Origin of the sequence: Pallidibacillus thermolactis (assembly GCF_025660415.1) — a bacterium.
Classification (GTDB): Bacteria; Bacillota; Bacilli; order Bacillales; family Caldibacillaceae; genus Pallidibacillus; species Pallidibacillus thermolactis.
Genome location: NZ_JAOUSE010000031.1, coordinates 1 through 18732 on the forward strand (window position 1 = coordinate 1; position 18732 = coordinate 18732).

The 18732-nt window shown below is 34.1% G+C and carries 21 protein-coding genes; 7 read left to right on the forward strand and 14 right to left on the reverse strand.

Going from position 1 to position 18732, the window contains the following annotated elements:
- Positions 1 to 228: 228 nt before the first annotated feature.
- The gene (locus tag OEV82_RS10340) at positions 229 to 864 is read left to right on the forward strand and encodes a papain-like cysteine peptidase (protein WP_263061828.1); all 636 of its coding nucleotides are present in this window, start codon (positions 229 to 231) and stop codon (positions 862 to 864) included.
- A 51-nt stretch (positions 865 to 915) separates the two neighbouring features.
- On the opposite strand, the gene OEV82_RS10345 is transcribed toward OEV82_RS10340, so the two are convergent.
- From OEV82_RS10345 to OEV82_RS10380, 8 genes are all read right to left on the reverse strand, one after another.
- Positions 916 to 1596: a glycosyltransferase family 2 protein gene (locus tag OEV82_RS10345; RefSeq protein WP_263061829.1), complete on the reverse strand. Its 681-nt coding sequence runs from the start codon at positions 1594 to 1596 to the stop codon at positions 916 to 918.
- A gap of 9 nt (positions 1597 to 1605) precedes the next feature.
- Entirely contained in the window at positions 1606 to 2532 is a 927-nt protein-coding gene (locus OEV82_RS10350) for an NAD-dependent epimerase/dehydratase family protein (RefSeq protein WP_173658032.1), read from the reverse strand.
- Positions 2525 to 3373, reverse strand: a complete 849-nt coding sequence (locus OEV82_RS10355; protein WP_263061830.1) for a dTDP-4-dehydrorhamnose reductase family protein — start codon at positions 3371 to 3373, stop codon at positions 2525 to 2527. The genes OEV82_RS10350 and OEV82_RS10355 overlap by 8 nt, the downstream gene beginning before the upstream one ends.
- The gene (locus OEV82_RS10360) at positions 3370 to 4356 is read right to left on the reverse strand and encodes a polysaccharide biosynthesis protein (protein WP_263061831.1); all 987 of its coding nucleotides are present in this window, start codon (positions 4354 to 4356) and stop codon (positions 3370 to 3372) included. Before OEV82_RS10360 ends, OEV82_RS10355 begins: the two co-directional genes overlap by 4 nt.
- Complete coding sequence (gene wecB, locus OEV82_RS10365) at positions 4349 to 5440, reverse strand: non-hydrolyzing UDP-N-acetylglucosamine 2-epimerase (RefSeq protein WP_263061832.1); 1092 nt, start codon at positions 5438 to 5440, stop codon at positions 4349 to 4351. Before wecB ends, OEV82_RS10360 begins: the two co-directional genes overlap by 8 nt.
- A 111-nt stretch (positions 5441 to 5551) precedes the next feature.
- Positions 5552 to 6472 (reverse strand): glycosyltransferase family protein, encoded by a 921-nt coding sequence (locus tag OEV82_RS10370; RefSeq protein WP_263061833.1) that lies wholly within the window; start codon positions 6470 to 6472, stop codon positions 5552 to 5554.
- Positions 6473 to 6563: 91 nt separating this feature from the next.
- A complete protein-coding gene (locus tag OEV82_RS10375; RefSeq protein ID WP_173660491.1) occupies positions 6564 to 6788 on the reverse strand; it encodes a hypothetical protein in 225 nt (74 codons plus the stop codon).
- Between the two features lie 334 nt (positions 6789 to 7122).
- Positions 7123 to 7449: a DUF1360 domain-containing protein gene (locus OEV82_RS10380; protein WP_173660509.1), complete on the reverse strand. Its 327-nt coding sequence runs from the start codon at positions 7447 to 7449 to the stop codon at positions 7123 to 7125.
- A 185-nt stretch (positions 7450 to 7634) separates the two neighbouring features.
- Here OEV82_RS10380 and OEV82_RS10385 point away from each other — a divergent pair, with 185 nt between their 5' ends.
- On the forward strand, positions 7635 to 8162 hold the full coding sequence (locus tag OEV82_RS10385; protein WP_173660493.1) for a CotY/CotZ family spore coat protein: 528 nt from the start codon (positions 7635 to 7637) through the stop codon (positions 8160 to 8162).
- A gap of 388 nt (positions 8163 to 8550) precedes the next feature.
- Here OEV82_RS10385 and OEV82_RS10390 read toward each other — a convergent pair whose 3' ends face one another.
- The 3 genes from OEV82_RS10390 to OEV82_RS10400 form a co-directional block, all read right to left on the reverse strand.
- Entirely contained in the window at positions 8551 to 9057 is a 507-nt protein-coding gene (locus OEV82_RS10390; RefSeq protein WP_263061834.1) for a hypothetical protein, read from the reverse strand.
- A gap of 143 nt (positions 9058 to 9200) precedes the next feature.
- A complete protein-coding gene (gene fabI, locus OEV82_RS10395; RefSeq protein WP_173660505.1) occupies positions 9201 to 9977 on the reverse strand; it encodes an enoyl-ACP reductase FabI in 777 nt (258 codons plus the stop codon).
- 75 nt (positions 9978 to 10052) lie between these two features.
- A complete protein-coding gene (locus OEV82_RS10400) occupies positions 10053 to 11900 on the reverse strand; it encodes a monovalent cation:proton antiporter family protein (protein ID WP_263061835.1) in 1848 nt (615 codons plus the stop codon).
- A 106-nt stretch (positions 11901 to 12006) separates the two neighbouring features.
- Here OEV82_RS10400 and prpE point away from each other — a divergent pair, with 106 nt between their 5' ends.
- Positions 12007 to 12744 (forward strand): bis(5'-nucleosyl)-tetraphosphatase PrpE, encoded by a 738-nt coding sequence (prpE, locus tag OEV82_RS10405; RefSeq protein WP_173661681.1) that lies wholly within the window; start codon positions 12007 to 12009, stop codon positions 12742 to 12744.
- A 246-nt stretch (positions 12745 to 12990) separates the two neighbouring features.
- Here the strand turns inward: prpE and OEV82_RS10410 are convergent, their stop codons facing one another.
- From OEV82_RS10410 to OEV82_RS10420, 3 genes are read right to left on the reverse strand one after another with little or no spacing between them, the layout of a single operon-like run.
- Complete coding sequence (locus OEV82_RS10410; protein ID WP_263061836.1) at positions 12991 to 13884, reverse strand: RluA family pseudouridine synthase; 894 nt, start codon at positions 13882 to 13884, stop codon at positions 12991 to 12993.
- 35 nt (positions 13885 to 13919) lie between these two features.
- Entirely contained in the window at positions 13920 to 14714 is a 795-nt protein-coding gene (locus OEV82_RS10415) for an NAD kinase (protein WP_173661677.1), read from the reverse strand.
- Between the two features lie 58 nt (positions 14715 to 14772).
- On the reverse strand, positions 14773 to 15387 hold the full coding sequence (locus OEV82_RS10420; RefSeq protein ID WP_263061837.1) for a GTP pyrophosphokinase: 615 nt from the start codon (positions 15385 to 15387) through the stop codon (positions 14773 to 14775).
- A 243-nt stretch (positions 15388 to 15630) separates the two neighbouring features.
- On the opposite strand from OEV82_RS10420, the gene OEV82_RS10425 reads away from it, so the two are divergent.
- The 4 genes from OEV82_RS10425 to OEV82_RS10440 all read left to right on the forward strand — a co-directional run bounded on the left by OEV82_RS10425 (position 15631) and on the right by OEV82_RS10440 (position 18525).
- Positions 15631 to 16233 carry a CYTH domain-containing protein gene (locus OEV82_RS10425; protein ID WP_173661673.1) on the forward strand — a complete coding sequence of 201 codons (603 nt, stop codon included), beginning with the start codon at positions 15631 to 15633 and terminating at the stop codon, positions 16231 to 16233.
- 4 nt (positions 16234 to 16237) lie between these two features.
- Positions 16238 to 16879 carry a lytic transglycosylase domain-containing protein gene (locus OEV82_RS10430; RefSeq protein WP_263061838.1) on the forward strand — a complete coding sequence of 214 codons (642 nt, stop codon included), beginning with the start codon at positions 16238 to 16240 and terminating at the stop codon, positions 16877 to 16879.
- Positions 16880 to 17248: 369 nt separating this feature from the next.
- Complete coding sequence (locus tag OEV82_RS10435) at positions 17249 to 17659, forward strand: globin domain-containing protein (protein WP_173661671.1); 411 nt, start codon at positions 17249 to 17251, stop codon at positions 17657 to 17659.
- Entirely contained in the window at positions 17656 to 18525 is an 870-nt protein-coding gene (locus tag OEV82_RS10440; RefSeq protein ID WP_263061839.1) for a ClpXP adapter SpxH family protein, read from the forward strand. Before OEV82_RS10435 ends, OEV82_RS10440 begins: the two co-directional genes overlap by 4 nt.
- Positions 18526 to 18732 lie beyond the last annotated feature (207 nt).

Genomic DNA, 18732 nt, shown 5'->3' on the forward strand with positions numbered 1-18732 from the left:
GTTTCCCACTAGGAGACTGAATATTCAGTCTCCTAGTGGGAAACAGATAAATGAATTTATTATCAAATACAGCATAATCTGAGGATACTCTATAGAACCTTACACAAAATTCTTGACGTTACCAATTAATATCTATTTTTTTATTTTACTTATGTTCGCTTATACACAAATAAATTATTTTCATATATTAAATAATAATAGAATTTTAATTAAGGAGGGATATGTTACTTGGCAAATTTGAATAAAATAAAAGGGGAATATGATGCTACCTTTAGCCTAGGGCATCTCTGTTTAGCGGCGATGAAATTAAGAGAACATAATTTACGACCATTTTCAGGCGTACTAGATTGGGTCGGATCCCCAACTTTATCAAAAGTTAATTTACTACTCAAAAACAGATTTTCGGGATTTATGGATATTAAAAATCTGAAACCAATTAAATATCTGTCTGAAAATGATTTATATGTATATAATCCTGTATATGATATTGGTATAAATCATGATTTTAAAGCACATAATAATACACTAACCCATTTAGGCGGTTACCCTGAAGTTCGAGAAAAATATGATCGTAGAATTAAACGCTTCTTAGATAAAGTAAAAAAGAGCAAACGAATTTTATTTATTCGTACAGAGCAGTCTGAAGCTTCTTTAGATGAAATAAAAGAACTAGAATCCATTCTTTCTGAAATGGTCGTGAATGATTTTGAACTATTAATGGTACATCACAAAAATGTTAATACAATGATCGTTAAAGAATCCCCACTTGAAAAAGTAACGATTGTCGAATTGCCTAATAAAGAAATATGGAAAGGTAATGATATTCATTGGTCCCATATATTTGATGGAATAAAATTAGTCTAAAATAAAAAAAATGTTACGAATTTGCATTCGTAACATTTTTTATTTCATCATTTAATAGATATAGTTTTGTTTCATAACATTCAGTTCTTCTTGAACCTCTGCAGCATACTTTTTTGACCCCATTTCCTCATGCATCCGATATAAAATTGTCGGTCTCTCTATTATACCTATTGAAAAATATTTTGAAGCTCTTAACCAAAATTCGTAGTCTTGTGTATATAGGAGGTTCTCATTAAATAGGCCAACCTTAGAAAATACATCTTGATGAATAATCGCTGTAGATCCATTAAACAGATTTTTCTTTCTTAAAATTTTTTTCAATTGTGTTTGTGAATGAAATTTTATTTTGATTGGTTCATATAAAATATTTTTATTTTCATCAACAATATAAAAAGGAGTAAAACTAATTTTATATCCGTGTTTCTCCATCCAATCAATCTGTATATTTATTTTTTCTGGCAAATATATGTCGTCTGAACTCAACCATGCTATATATTCACCTTTTGCTTGTTTTATGCCCGTATTTAACGCACTAGCGGTGCCCCCATTATCCTTTTCAATAAGTTGGATTTTATCCAAATAAGGATGTAGTTTATCTAGATAACGTGTTGATCCGTCATTAACTACAATTACTTCTTTGTTTGGATAGGATTGCTTTAGGGCACTGTCAATCGCCTCCGCCACAAACGAACAATTATAAAATGGGATAATAATTGATACTTTCGGTTTCATGAGTCCCTCCTATAACTTTTGACGATAATAGGATAAAATTGAATTTAAAGAAGATGAAAACGGGATTGATGGGTTCCAATTTAACTTTCTTATCTTTGAAAGATCTAGACCGTGTTCATATACTGAATGACCATTTTTATTGGCGAGTTTATGATTTTGATCCATTATTTCCACCGGTACGGGTACATTCGTTAATAATTGATATTGATTAATGACCTCTTTTAAACTATGGAAATTCCCTGTTCCAATCGGATAAACTTCTCCAATGTCACCTTTTTTTAATAAAATCTCGTATGCTTTTAAACAATCACGTATATCGAGAAAATCGCGTACTTGATTCGGATGATAAACTTGAAGTGGTTCGTATATATTATATTTTTCAAGTTTCACGATTCTTTCTGCTAATAAAGAACAGAAACCGCGGGACGGTCCAGCACCTATTAAATTTGTCGGTTTTGCTATTATGATGGATAGATTAAATAATGTTTGCCAAGATTTTGAAATTAAACTTTGAAATGTTTTCGTTAAGCCGTATGGATGATTGGGACGTTGGGTTGGATTATATTCAAGGGCCGAACCGACCACTAGCACTCTAGTATCAGATTTATACTTTCTTACACCTTCCAATAAGTGTATTGTTGCCATGACATTCGCTTTTAAATACATGGAAGGATTTTGCCACGATTCCATCACATCGTTTTTACCAGCAGCATGAAGGATATAATCTGGTTTCGTCTCTTTAATGACATTGGCAATCGCTTCCTCGTCTGTTAAATCACATAAGATTGATTGTACTTGATCTTGACTTAATTGATCTGTATGTTGTTGATTTCTTTTTAATGCTATCACTTCATAACCATTATTTAAAAAATGGCTACATGCATGTTGTCCGGTAAAACCGTTTGCTCCTGTAATTAAGATCCTTTCTTTACTCATGATGTTTCATCCACTCATACAATTCTTGAATCATCTGATCATATGGTGGTACAAAAATTTTTTCATCTCTGGTATTTCTTAAAGTTCGGTCTAATTTTATGTCTTCGAATGGATGAATAACGACATCTTGTTTTTGAAAAACATGTTGAATGAGCTTTAATAAATGATATTTCGATATAACTTCTGGAGCAGTTAAATGGTATAGACCAGTAATTCCTTCTTCAATCACGTTATGAATGGCTTTTGCTAATTGTAAACTGGTCACACCGTTCCAATATACGTTTGTATACCCGTTTATGTCTCCTTTTTGTTTCATAAACCAATGGAATAAACCGATACCGTCCTTTAACTCTGGGCCTATGATGGATGTTCGAATTGTGATGTGTGGTGGTGTATGAACTTCTCCTAAAAATTTCGTCCGAGCATAAATCGTTTGACCGTCTGGCGTGTCTTTTTCCGTATAGCGACCTTCTCGATTCAAATTTGTCATTTCTTTGCTCATTTGACCTAAAAAAACACAATCTGTACTAATATGAATTAGCTTTCCTCCTGTTTCATCTAGTCTTCTTTTTAAGAAATGAGGAAATAAGCTATTCACTTGAATGGCTTCCAGTTGATTATTTTCTGCACGATCATTTAATAATCCAATCGCATTGATTACATAATCAGGTTGGATTTTTTTTATGATCGTGTCGATTGTTTCCATCTTCATTGCATCGAAAAAGATGCCATCATTTGGCGAACGAGTTGTATATTTCACTTCAAATGATGGCTGTTTTTGAAAATATTGAACAATCATATGACCCGCCATTCCTTGACCACCAATAACAAGTAACTTCACGATAGAAAGCCCCCTTTTTTCAATAGCTTTCTTAGTGCAGCTTTATTCATTAATCCTTCATGGGAACTGTAACATTTAGTTGGTACAATTGGACAGTCGGCATATTTCTCTTTTAATTTAACACTCATTTTGGGCGGTAAAATGACATAATATTGTTCATCAAACGTAACCGTATATTTGCTCTCAATTTCCGAAAATAAAATTTCGTGAATTTTTTCACCTGGACGTATTCCTGTTTCAACAATCTTGACTTGATCGTTTCCAAGTTCTTCAATCATAACTTCTGCTAAATCAAGTATTTTACAGGTTGGCATCTTCATTACAAATATTTCCCCGCCAATACTTGATTCAGCTGCTTTAAACAATAATTGAATCGCATCTTCTAACGTTAGGAAAAATCTTGTCATTTCTTTATCTGTTAAAGAGACGACTCCGGTTGTCTTAATTTGATTTTTAAATACATGAATTACACTGCCGTTTGTTCCGAGTACATTTCCGCCGCGAATAGTAACGAATCGTGTATGTTCTGTTAATAGATTGGCATGAGTAATCAATTGCTCACCCATTGCTTTTGTTAATCCATAAAAGTTTGCGGGATTGGCAGCTTTATCTGTTGAAATATAAACTACTTTCTCTACTTTGTTCAAAATGGCTGCATCGATGACATTTTGTGTGCCGATTACATTCGTTTTTAATGCTTCTAAAGGTTGAGCCTCACAAACTGGAACATGCTTTAAAGCAGCTAAATGAAAAATGAAATTGACGTTTTTACATGCTTCTATTAAACTTTCTTTATCACGAATATCACCGATAAAAAATTTTAATCGTTCATCGTTGAAATTTCGTTGCATTGCAACTTGACTTGATTCATTCCTAGAAAATATTCGAATTTCTTTAGGATTTTTTGTTAATAGTTGAGCAACTAATTCATATCCCCAAGAACCAGTTCCTCCTGTTATAAGAATGGATTTTTGTTCAAACAACTCCTTTACCTCCTAATACAAATTTAACAACTTTATCAGAAACATTTTCATCGCCGTATCCAGTCGGTAGATCCCAATTTGGAGGTTTACTAACCATGACATCCACAGCTCGAAGGATCGAATTCCGATCAATACCAGAAACAATATTACTTCCACATTCTACTGTTTCAGGCCGTTCTGTACTATTGCGGATTGTGACTGCTGGTACATGAAAAATACAACTTTCTTCTTGAACAGTACCACTATCCGTTAAGACACAATATGCATTTTTTTGTAGTTTAATAAAATCGAAAAATCCAAAGGGTTCATGGAACTCAACTAAGGGATGGAGGGTGATTTGTTGTATATGTTGAAGTTTTGACCTTGTACGAGGATGAATGCTACAAATGATTCTTTTTTGATATTTTTCAGCCACTTTATTTAATGCATGGAGAATTTCACTTAAATGCTTAATATGATCCACATTTTCTGCTCGATGGGTCGTTACGACAAAATAATCCCTTTCTTTTAAATTTAAGTTTTTGAGTATATGACTTTGTTCAATTTTATCTTTATAATAAGTCAGAACTTCATTGATTGGGTTACCACTGACCATAATACGATGGTTTGGTATGCCTTCCTGGATTAAATTTTCCTTTGAATTTGGTGTATACGGTAAATTAAAAGTAGAAATTGCGTCAATCACTCGACGATTTTTCTCCTCTGGTACTTGTAAATCATAACACCGGTTCCCTGCTTCCATATGGATGACAGGGATCCCCATCCTCTCTAAAAGGATTGCTGATAAACCACTATTGGTATCGCCAAGTACCAATGCTTTATCCGGCTTTTCTACCTGAATAATCTGTTCCAATTCCTTATACATGGTCGCTAATTGATTTCCTAATGTGTTTTTTTCATTATATAGATGATAATCCGGCTTTCGAATATCTAATTCTTCAAAAAAAATATCACTCAAATTTTTTGTGAAATTTTGACCTGTATGGACAAGAACATGCTTATCACAAAATTGGTCTAATTTTTTTATAATTAAACTTAGGCGAATAATTTCTGGTCTTGTTCCTAATATCGTTATGACCCTCATATAAACACTTCCTAATTTTTTAACTTTATTTTTATACTATTCGTTCTCGCTTCATTCGGACTAGTTGACGGTCTAATTTTGTCATATTCAGAGAAGGTTTCGTTATTTTTTCTATTGATTTTGTTTCACAATTTTTTTAATATGTGTTATTAAACTTTCAACTCGTTTATCCGTAGAATGATGGTTGTGAACCATTTCATAACCACGTTCCGATATTTTTTTTCTTTCCTTTTCATTTTTTAAGTAATAGGCTATTTTTTCTTTTATATTTTCTTCATTTACCGCAACAAATGTTTCTCCATCTATAAAGCCTAGTTCCTCTAGTTCCTTTGACGGGGTTGCAACTAGTAAAGTCTTACAAGCTAAAACCTCAAAGTACTTTAACAGAGGAAAATGATCAATCGAATGACATGTGACAAAAATTTTTGCCCGATTAATTTCGCGTGCATACTTTTCACCGGCATATACATTTTGCCAATCTTCTATCTTTAAATAGCCAGGATGTTCATGATAGACAAAATTCGGTTCATCTTTCAATATTTCATAGAATTTTGCCCGCATTGGATAAAGACGCGGATAAATCGACCCCATCATTAATATGTCAATATCCCGCTTCAAATGGTAATCGTTAAAAATATCAGTCGGAACATGATGTGGGAACCATATCATCCGGTCGATCAGTTCCGGGAAGAGTTCCTTAAACGCATTCCGATAATGTGTAAAAAGGAATCGAATATTTTCTTCTTTATAGAATTGTCTTCTTTGATTCGGTTTATATTTTAAATCATGAACGATAGCACCTACTGGAATATGAAGACGATGAAATCCACGTACATACGGACAATAGCTTGGTTTCATATCATTCAGTAAAATGAAATCAGGCTCAAATCTAATTTTTTTTAATATTGTTTCAATATTGCCATCCTCACTACTCGGGACGACATTCGCCTTCTTTTTTAATGCTTCTAGTAAATAATAACTAGATTTTTCAATTCGATTTGTAAAATCCTTCGTAATAAAAAGTATCTTCATTTTTCACTTTCCTTTTTTAAGTCATGAGTCTTCCTTCATACATCAATAATTGTCCTTATAAAAAGAGCCCCTATTCAGGAGCCCTTCATTGTCACGGAACTGGTGGATGTTCAATCGCAACAATTTTATCAATTGCGACTGTAATTAATTCGGGCGCTGGTGAACCAACACTTTCAAATGTAACCGATGTTAAACTAACATCGACAACTCTTACACCTACTAATTGTGGTTGACCAGCTACATTGGTTGGTAATGTATATACAGCATCAATCGTTAAACCTGCAATTTTCAGTCTTTTTAATAACTCTCTTAACATCTTTTACCCTCCTTATAGTACCGTCTATATTTATATATGATTATTAATAATGACTGCTTGGGTTATTGTTCCTTTCTACACAAACAACTTTAAAAATGGACGAATGCATAAAAAATGGCATCTGAAAATACCAGATGCCATAAATGAATTAATGAATTATTGATGATCGTTATTATTTCGTCTTCTACGACCACATCCACAACTCTTTCTTCTTATTGTCCTTTGCGCTTTTTTTAATGCTAACGATTTTTCCGATTTTACTAGTTTTCTTCTCATTGTTTCCCCTCTTTTCATTTTTTATTATTGTACGAGAATGATTTGCATTTTGTTCGTGTTATTTATCTAATAAAAATGAATTTAATGTTTCTAATATAGCGCCACAGGCTGCAACGGCCAGTATAACAATTATCGGTTCAGCTATTGTAGGGTAAAAATGATAAAAAACAACTAGGAAAATACTAACCCAAATCCCTGTACACCAATAACAATTCAACAACTCTCCAAACCATTTTCTAATTCCTTTCTGTTTCGGAACAAGATAAATCTCGATATTTCCTTCTTCATCCTTCTCTTCAATTTCATCTAGAAATGGCATCCGAAGAAATTCTGTAATCTTATCAAATACAATTAATCTCGTTAAACGAAATACAGCCAAACTCATTAAAAAAAATAACCATCCATCGAATTCATTCACCACTGTCCCGCCTCCTCATTAAAATATATAAAAGTGGGCTTATTTTTATAATTAAAATTCACCATAAAATGGGCGTTTAACTGATGCCGTTATCCGCCTTCTTACATAGTCTGTAAGTGAACGAGAAATACTGATAAGGAGGAAAGAAGAGTATGAGTTGTGAACATGGAGAATACACTAACAATTGTGTTTGTGATATATTGCTTGATATCGTAGAAGCCCAAGAAAAAGTTAGCCCATCAAATTGTGTAAGTGGTTGTTCGACAGCTCTGGATGAGTTATGTGGAGGTATCGATCCTACTGGAGCTAGACCAACAACAATTCCTGTCTCACTAATTTGTAAAGGTGACTGTGATTATTTTGTAGCTAGAGGTGTTCGCAGAACAAATGCCGGTGGTATTACTTCTGTTATGGCTGTTGCATTCCGTGTTGTAGACGTTGATCCAGAGACTTGCTGTGCAACCTTAGAACTTCTACAGTTCGTAGATACATCTGGCTTTATTACACCAGAACTAACAAAAACTTCATTAATTAATAACCTATTTGACATTTTAGATGATCCGGTATCTGAACCAAATGGAGGCTATTTCCATTCAGGTATTTGCATTACTGTTGATTTAAATTGTTTCTGCGGCGTTGTTTGCCATCCTGCAACTACTCCAAGACAAGTAACAGTTTAATATGGAATGATTCATCTAATAGGGAATGCCATATCAGTTTTTTAAAAGTCGGATAGAAGACCGTTTTTTAAGTGGAGGTGGCGGCTCCAAAAAGGTGCACAACTATTGTGCAGTATAATTCATATACGAGATTCTACAAGAATATGAATTAAGGAGGCTCCTAGCATGCTTTACGAATAAGCGTCCGCCACCAAAACTTAATTTTTTGTTGGGCTGACTTTCTGGACAGCCCCTAATTTCTTCTACTGTATCATTATTCTAATATAGAGTTATAAAGTCGATCTCCACTATTTTCACTAAAATCGTCTTAGATGAAAAAAAGAGGTCATATTTAAAGACCTCTTTATTGATGAAGAAAATTATTTTATTTACAATTTACGTTCATCGTTTAAGATATAACAGTAAAGTTTTTTATATCATCAATTTCAACCCATTCATAACGACGTTTATAAAATATGCGTAATCGATTCCCGCGTTTACTAATGACTTGAAATTTTTTTCGCTCACCTGAAATTTCAGCTTCACAAATAGGTCTTTCAATTCCAATAGGGTAAAGGGCTAAACGACGGATTAATTTTCGCATGTTCACTTTTTCTGATTCATCAAAATGAGTTTCAGTATCCGACTCTTGGTCATGTTCCTTATTTTGAACCATTTCATCATTATTTTCCTCATGTTTCTCAATTATCTTCTCACGATCAGCAACTTGATCATCTGTTTCGATGTCAAGATCCACTTCTAACTTATCTAGTTTTTCTTTTTCCTGCCTCAATTCTTGATTACCATCGTTAATTTTAATTCGATACACCGATTGCATTTGACCTGAGTAATCTCGCTCAATTGTCTCTTTCCCAAGCAATATTGATCCTTGTTTTAAATTATCTTGCTTTTCCATTGTTCCTAACTCTCCCCTACATGAAGATATATAGTATTTGTATGCAATTGCTTTTTGTTTGTTAAATGCCTATTTTGATTAAAAATAAAAAGGATCTTACTTAATCAATACGAGATATGTATTGAAGTAAGATCCTTTATTCGTTAAATAGAAAGAATATGGAAACCTGAATCTACATGAATATTTTCTCCTGTAATTCCTCTTGATAAATCGCTAAATAAGAATAACGCCGTATCACCGACTTCTTCCTGCGTTGTTGTCCGGCGGAGGGGTGCACGTTCTTCAATTTCATTCAGAACCGAATTAAAATCACGAATCCCTTTTGCGGATAACGTGCGGATTGGACCTGCTGAAATTGAATTCACACGGATACCATCTTTCCCTAAATCATTGGCTAAGTAACGAACACTGGCTTCAAGGGATGCTTTTGCTACACCCATCACATTATAATTTTGTACAACGCGTTCGCCACCTAAATAAGTTAAAGTAACGATGCTGCCACCTTCTGTCATTAGTGGTCTTGCCGCACGGGCAACTGCAGCTAAAGAAAATGCACTAATATTTTGAGCTAATAAGAAACCGTCTCGAGAAGTATTGACAAACTCTCCTTGTAATTCTTCTGTTTTAGCGAAGGCAATACAGTGTGCCACACCATGAATGACTCCGACTTTTTCTTTTATTTCTTGGAAACAATTTTCAATTTGTTCATCGGATTCAACATCGCATTGGAGAATGATGGAATCTTTTCCATTTAATTCTTCAACTAACTTTTCAACATTTTTTAACATGCGGTCTTGATTATAAGTAAAAATTAGTCGTGCTCCAGCCTTATCTAAAGAACGTGCAATTCCCCAACCGATGCTTCGTTTATTAGCTACCCCCATTACAACAAACGTTTTTCCTTCTAATGATAATACCATACTGTTCCTCCTATATTATTACATGTTATTAGTACCTACTACTAATTTTACATGAAATCCCCGGGATTGAAAAGGTTAAGTTAATTCTAACTCCATTTTTAGTTCATCTAAATATTCCATTGAGCCGGAAACAATTAAACGGTCTTCAAGTTTTAACTCCGTGTCACCGTGAGGAACAATCGCTTCACCATTCCTTAATATTCGCACAAAAATCACATCACCCATAAACGGAAACTTCCGAATAAGCACACCGTGATATTTTGCATTTAATATTTTAATTTCATATAACGATGTATCCCGATCCATTAATAATTGCATCATCGATGGTGATTCGATGGCAGCACGCAACAACACATGTTGGGCATGAATAGTTGAGAAAATCTCTATATTTTGTTGTTTTAACTCTTTCGCAAGCGTCGGATTTTCAACTCGGGCTAAAACACGCTCCACTCCATTTTCTTTCATAAGTTCCGCCAAAGAGGCGTTTAATTTTTCATCGCCTGTCGCTAATACGACCACATCATAGTTATAGATGTTGTGGTGTTCAAATTGACTTTCCGTATAATCTTCTAATTCGACGATGGAAAAAACCGTGCCTTTCGAAATTAACTGATCGAGTTTTTCCTGTTTACGATGAAAAATCGTAGGGTTGTATAATGATGATTTTAGTTGTTCATATACCGGCAAAGTCATTTGATTAGCCCCAATAATCGCCACATCAATTTGTATTTCATCGGTATCTTGTTTTGGAAATATCTTTTTGAAAACAGCTGGTGTAATAATGGATGAAATGACAGCAACTAAGATTAATGTACCACCTAATTCAGAAGATAAAATTCCCATATCTTCTCCAATAGTGGCTGCAGCAATCACAAGTGATAAGGTTGCCGTTAAAATAAAACTTGAGGCAACAACCATTTTCGTTGAATACCATTTCTTTAATATCCATACCGGTAAAATCTTCGAAATCAATAATGCGATTAATAATAATGGGATTAACAATAGTAATTGCGGATCACTAAACAATGCCCAAATATTTAATTCCACACCAATCATCACAAAAAAGACCGGAATTAAAAAGCCATAGCCGAAAGAATCAAGTTTAGACACCAATTCTTTACTTGGTGCTAATAACGATACTAAAGTACCTGCTAGGAAAGCTCCCAATATATTTTCAGCACCTATCGTTTCCGATAGCGCAACTAGGAAAATAATAAGCGTAAAAACAGCTCGGGTACCAATTTGAACCGTTCCTTTTGACAAGTTCTCCAACCATTGACCTTTTTGAAATTTGCGACCAACAAAATATAAAAGCACACCTGCTGCGAACAAAATTAGTAACAACCAAGTATTTCCTGAACCGCTATCCTTAATAGAAACAAATACTGCAAGTAAAATCATCGTTACTAAATCAGCAATAACGGCAACAAGAAGAATAATTTGACCAATCGTTGTTTTCATTAAATTTTCTTCTTTTAAAGTAGGTACAACAACGCCAAGGGAAATCGTTGATATTATGATGGTCATCAGCATCACACTGTCAATAAAGCCAGCTAATACGAATAAATAAGATAGACCATATGACAATAATAAAATGCCAGTAAATATAATAATGGATATAACTAACGGATTCGGTTCTTGTTCACCTTTATTGTTATTTTTCTTTTTAATTTTAAAGGCATTAAAATCAATCTCTAATCCACTTAAAAACATGAGAAAAATAAATCCTAGCGTGGATAAGATCTCTAACCATTCATCACTTTGTACGATATCAAATCCACTTTTACCAATAATTAAACCAACAATAATTTCTGCTACAACAACAGGGATGATATTTAGCTTTAATCTGTGTAATACTAAGGGCGTTAAAAATGCTGCTATAATTACAATTAACAAGGATGAAATTGATGCAGTATGTTCCATAAGGTAACTCCTTTCTAAACTAAAATGAACTCTATCTCTAATGATATTTTTTACAGATAGTCAATATATTAACAAAATCAATATGTATATGAAAGGATAATGAATTATGAAAGTTGATATTATTGGTGATGTCCATGGGTGTTATGCGGAATTACTTGCACTCATCCGTAAGTTAGACTATACGTTTGAAAATCATTTACCGATCCATAAAGATGGTCGCAAACTTGCTTTTGTTGGTGATTTAACCGATCGGGGACCACAATCAATAAAAGTCATCGAATTTATTTATGATCTCGTCAAAAATGATCTTGCCTATTATACACCTGGTAATCACTGTAACAAATTGTATCGGTATTTTCTAGGTAACAAAGTTCAAATATCGCACGGCTTGGAAACTACCGATGCGGAGTATAAAAGACTGCCAGCAAAAAAGCAAAAAGAAGTGCGTAAAAAATTTATGGAACTATATGAAAGTGCTCCTTTATATTTACAATTAGATGATGGAAAGTTAATTATTGCCCATGCGGGAATACGTGAGGATTATATAGGCTATAAGCATAAAAAAGTAAAAACCTTTGTTTTATATGGTGATATTACTGGGGAGAAAATGCCTGATGGTCGTCCAGTTCGAAGGGATTGGGCAAAACTTTATCGGGGTACACAAACCATTGTGTATGGACATACTCCGGTTAAAGACGTTCGTGTGATTAACAATACATATAATATCGACACTGGTTGTGTGTTTGGAGGAAAATTAACTGCATTAAGATATCCCGAAATGGATATTGTTCAAGTTCTATCATCCATGCCATATGTACCTGAAAAGTTTACAGAGTTTCCGTAAAATTATGTTAAAAAACGAATCTTGAAGACTTTAAAGCTTGCAAACATTTCAAGAAAGGGACTGTACATCAAGTCATAATAAGCCATTTTTGATAGGAGAGTTGGCGGAGACTTCGTGGGAATAGCAATAGCTTTTGTGCCGAAAGGTCAGGCACAAAAGCTAAAGACATACCAATGGATGTGTCGCCGTCCTCCAATGTACCAATCTATTTCTCCGAAATCAGACTGTCTGAACAGCCCCTCTTTTTTACTTTTCAATAAGACGTCTCATATCTTCCGGCAATGGACAAGAAAACGAAAGCTCTTTTTTTAATATCGGATGCACAAATAGAATGTATTTACAATGTAAAGCTTGCCGTGATAACAAAGTAGTGCTGCCACCATATAAGTCATCGCCAATTAAAGGATGACCAAGATAAGACATATGTACACGAATTTGATGGGTTCTTCCTGTATCAAGCTTTAATTTAATATGGGCATAATCTTGATATTGTCGAATGATTTCGTACCTTGTCCGAGCAAACTGACCATTTTCATTTACTTCTCGCTCAATGATACTGTCTCGTTTTCGCGCAATGGGTGCTTCAATGATTCCGTTTGTTTCATTCAAAACTCCTTCTACAATGGCCTCATAAACACGAGTTACACGACCTTGTTGTTGTGCCTTACTAAACAAATAATGAACATGGCGATGTTTAGCAACTAGAACCAGTCCAGAAGTATTCCGATCAAGCCGTGTCACAATATGTGGAGCTGAAACAATTTCGTTTTCGTCATAATACCCCATTAATGCATTGGCTACACTTCCAGTTGGATGCTCTCTTGATGGGATGGTATTCATAAATGGTGGTTTATTAATGATTAATATATCCGCATCTTCATACAGGATATCAAGCGGGATTTTTTCGGCTTCTAAAGTTTCACTTTTCTGTTCAAATGGAAATTGAACAGTAAGTTTTTCCCCGCGGGATAAGACATGCCTTACCGTTACATGCTCACCATTTATCCGAATATCCCCACCATGTAATTTAATATCCGTTAACGCGCGCTTCGAAATTTCCCTCTCATGTAAAAATTGCTTAATAACTTTCCCGTGATCTTCTTGTCCAATCGTCCATTCCAAAATATATGGTTTCCTCATAAAAAATATATGCTCCTTTAACATATCCGTAAAAATTAGTCACTTACGAATGATGCTCGTACACGGGACCAAAATGGGAAAGGTTTATAACGAGCAAAACGAATCTTTTCTTTTGCTACTTTAAATTCAATAACTTTAATGTCCCTTTGTAAGAAGGATAGATGGTCAATGCCTATTTGGAAGTCTTTCTCTGTTACAGGACGAAGACGGCAAGTATGATGAGCCGGTAAAATTAACGGTGAACCAATAGTTCGAAACACACGGTTATTGATCGATGCCATTTCTGAAATTTGAATCGATGGTAATGATGGATGAATAATAGCACCACCTAAAGCTTTATTATAAGCCGTACTACCTGAAGGTGTTGAAACACATAGACCATCGCCACGGAATCGTTCAAATAATTCTCCTTTTATTTCAACATCAATAACAAATGTACCCTCGACACTTTTTATCGTCGCTTCATTCAAAGCTAAAAAATGTTCATCTTTTTTATTCCCGTTATAAGAAATATTTACTTCAAGTAACGGGTATTCGACAACCTTTAATTCTGACTTTGCAATGGCAATGACAAGTTTTTCAATTTCCGAAGGTCGCCAATCAGCATAAAAGCCAAGATGCCCCGTATGTATTCCAACAAACGCTGTATCTTTTAAACGATCACAATATTGTTGAAAAGCAGTTAGTAAAGTACCATCTCCACCTATGGAAATGACAATCTCTGGTTCATCTTCATCATAAATCAGCTCAAAGTCTGTTAAATACTTCTTTATTTGACTTGCATATTCATTGGACCGCTCATCGCCCTTTGACACAACTGTAAATTTCAACCATCTCACTCCTGTTCAATTGTTAAACAATATGTATGTATTGATTTAAAGAAAAAAATTAAGACTCTTTTTTATTTGAAAAAACAACTTGTGCTTCTCGGATTTCTTCACGAATTAATGACATTTCTTCATCAAGTAAAAAGGCTGCTTCTGCTGCCCGCTTGAGGCGAAATTGAATATCATCTGGGAATTGTCCATTATATTTATAGTTTAACGAATGTTCGATCGTTGCCCAAAAATTCATCGCAAGTGTCCGAATTTGAATTTCAGCTAAAACCGTCTGTTTTCCATATATTGTTTGCACTGGATAACGGATGATCATGTGATAGGAACGATAACCGCTTTCCTTTTTATTAGATATGTAATCTTTCTCTTCTACAACTTCAAAGTCGTTCCGATTTCTTAATAGATGAACTACTTGCTTTATATCATCAACAAATTGACACATAATTCGAACCCCGGCAATATCATATAAATCTTCCACTTGATCAAGCGTAAGATTCTTCTGTTTCAATTTATCGAGTATACTTGGAACTGGCTTTACCCTGCCTGTTACAAATTCAATGGCAGAATGAGTACCTCTAATTTCAAATTGTCTCCTTAAACCTTTTAATTTAATTTTTAATTCCTCTACAGCCTGTCGATATGGATCTAAAAATTTTTCCCAATCCATCCTATCACCCCAATACTTCTTCCATTCTATATTACACATAAAATCATTTTTTTACATTTTCTTTATAAAAACTTCCACATCTAATCTATTGAATGGATATCTTTAATATTCCTAATAAAATTTAATTTTTAATTCTCCTCTTCATTTTGCCACGGTTTATTTGTTATTATTTTACCATATACAAACAAAAAGTTAGGTAAAGAAAATATCTTTTATAAAATTGTTTATGAGGGAGGATACACATTGTCAGAACATCTCGAGATTGAATTTAAAAATATCCTTACTAAGGAAGAATTTATAAAACTTCAAAAATATTTCTCTGTAAGCGATAATGACTTTTTCTGCCAACATAATGATTATTTTGATACAGAAAATTTCGCACTAAAACAGTTAGGTTGTGCATTACGGATACGTAGAAAAAATGGAAACTATGAACTGACATTAAAAGAACCACGGGAGGTTGGACTATTAGAAACAAATGAAGAGATACGTGAAGAAGAACGAAAAATGCTGATTGAACAAAAACAGTTCCCAGAAGGTAAAATTGCAGAAAGACTGTCTGAACTTCAAATTCCTCTTGAACAGATCACCTATTTCGGGACATTAAAAACTGATCGAAAAGAGTTACAATATTGTGATGGTGTACTCGTATTAGACAAAAGTTATTATTTAAATATCGTTGATTATGAGATAGAATATGAAGTAGAGAACTATGAAACGGGTTTAAAACATTTTAATAATTTACTTCATGCACTTCACATTCCAAAACGAAAAACTTTAAACAAAATCCAACGATTTTATAATCGAAAAATCGAGTTGCAAAACGGTGCGTCCAAAGAGGTGTAAAGAATTGAACGTGAACCAACTAAAGCTTCTTATCGAAATTAATACATTACAACAATTGAATCCTTTCTCGAAATCAACGAATCACAATACAAGCTTTTCATCAATGCTTGATTCTTTCGTGTTTTTACAAAATTTAAATAGCAATAACAGGGAAACGCACTCCAATTCGACCCAAACTTTGAATACGAGTCATCATACTTCTGATGTTAAGGCCCCATCTACCGGACCGTTAACCAACGTAAAAACAATACCAGTTAAAATTGCCGATGAACAACTGAGACCGATTATAGAAGAAGCAGCTGAAAAATATCATCTACCGCAAAATTTAATAACAGCCGTCATTAAGCATGAATCGAACTTTAATATGAATGCAGTTAGCTCTGCCGGTGCTCGCGGATTGATGCAATTAATGCCAGATACAGCACGAGGACTAGGGGTAAAAGATATCCATGACCCCCGTGAAAATATTATGGCCGGAACAAAATATTTACGCCAAATGCTAGACCGTTTCGGAACCGTTGAACTTGCCCTTGCAGCTTACAATGCTGGTCCTGGCAATGTTAACAAATTTGGTGGCATTCCACCTTTTAAAGAAACGCAAACATATGTTGAAAAGATTATGAATGAATTACATAAAAATGTATAATAGTTATATCACTTAAACTGATTGGCGCTCAGAGTTAAACACTCCAGAGCGTTTTTTATTGGATTGAAACAAATTTTCAGTAAATACAACTAGGAAAATTTACCTGTAAGCTATATTATTTGAGTTATCTCGAAACCGTTGATAAAATAAACGCAAAGATAATTAAGAGGCATCCCTTTCATTTGGGATCTAAACGGAAGTAGTTCTTTTTTAACAATATGAAATCTCCATTTCATACATTGGTATGAAATGAATATACACAATGTAAGGCTCATGTTGCCAATCTCTTTTACCGTACAAACATGTTGAACTTTTGATTGGACGAAACTAATGTCCTTGTTCTGAATAGAAAATAAAGGAGTTACCGTAATGGCACAAATGAAAATGACACAATATGAAAAAATAGGAAAAGAAACTTTACACAATATTATTCAAGCGTTTTATAAGCGAGTGAAACTACACCCAGACTTATCACCAATTTTTCCAGATGATGTAACCGAAATTGCACGAAAACAGGAACAATTTCTAACACAATTTTTAGGTGGACCTCCTTTATATACAGAAGAGCACGGTCATCCACGGCTTCGCATGCGACACTTACCCTTTCCAATTACACCAAAGCGGGCAAATGCTTGGCTAAGTTGCATGAGTGCAGCGATGGATGAAGTTCATTTCCATGGACCAGAAAGAGAGGAGTTTTTTTCGAGACTCGTCATTACTGCACATCATATGGTTAATACACCCGATGAAAATGAAAATGAAAAAGGTGAAACTCAATGATCGACAAAAAGCAACCAGAAATGAATTTGTTTGCTTTTGTTTGCAGTAATGAAAAACCGTTAGAATTATACTTTTTCATTGATCCACTATGCCCAGACTGTTTTGCCTTAGAACCTGTAATCAAAAAGTTACAGTTTCAATACGGACATTATTTTAGTCTGACATATGTGTTAAGCGGCAATATATCAAATTTAAATCATGTCAACCGAAAGTTGATCCGTTCGAGACAACCAAAAAAGTATGAAAAAACGGTCACTCGATCCCATATTAACTGCAATGACATTGAAGCTAAAGTAAATCTATCATCACCATATATTGCGTCAATTGCAGTTAAAGCAGCGGAGCTCCAAGGAAAACGAGCAGGTATCCGCTTTCTAAAAAAGTTACAAGAATATATTTATTTAAAAAATGAAAATATTTCAAAACTAGAGATATTAATTCAATGTGCTAAAGAGTCTTCATTAGATGTAGATGAGTTTAAGAAAGACATCCATTCTACGAGTACATCCCATGCTTTTCAATGTGATTTAAAAATTACTAATGAAATGGCTGTAACAGAAACACCTACCATTGTATTTTTTAATAATAAAATTGAAGAAGAAGGATTGAAATTATCCGGTGTCAATACGTATGAAGTATATATTGAAGTTATGGCCGAAATTTTAGGTGAATTACCTGTTAGTCATCCACTACCGCCATTATTAACCTTTATTCAATATAATCAATTTGTATCAACAAGAGATATTGCTTTTACGTACAACCTTCCACATTTACAAGTTGAAACGGAAATGAAAAAATTATTACTACAACAACAAGTCGAACGGATTCACACTTCTTACGGTACATTTTGGAAATACATCGGTTAATATGAAGATGAATTGTCGAAAATGATAAAGACTTGATCGGTCAAATTGCAGAAATTGAGTTAATCAATGATTTACTTCATGTCTAATATCATTAATTTGTGCCACTGCTAACATCTCCTAATATTTAGACGTTGTTCCAACAAGGAGTTTAAAGTTATTTGGAGAAGTTGGTAAGTGGTTTTTTTATTTGTGTAAGTTTTTTTCGAA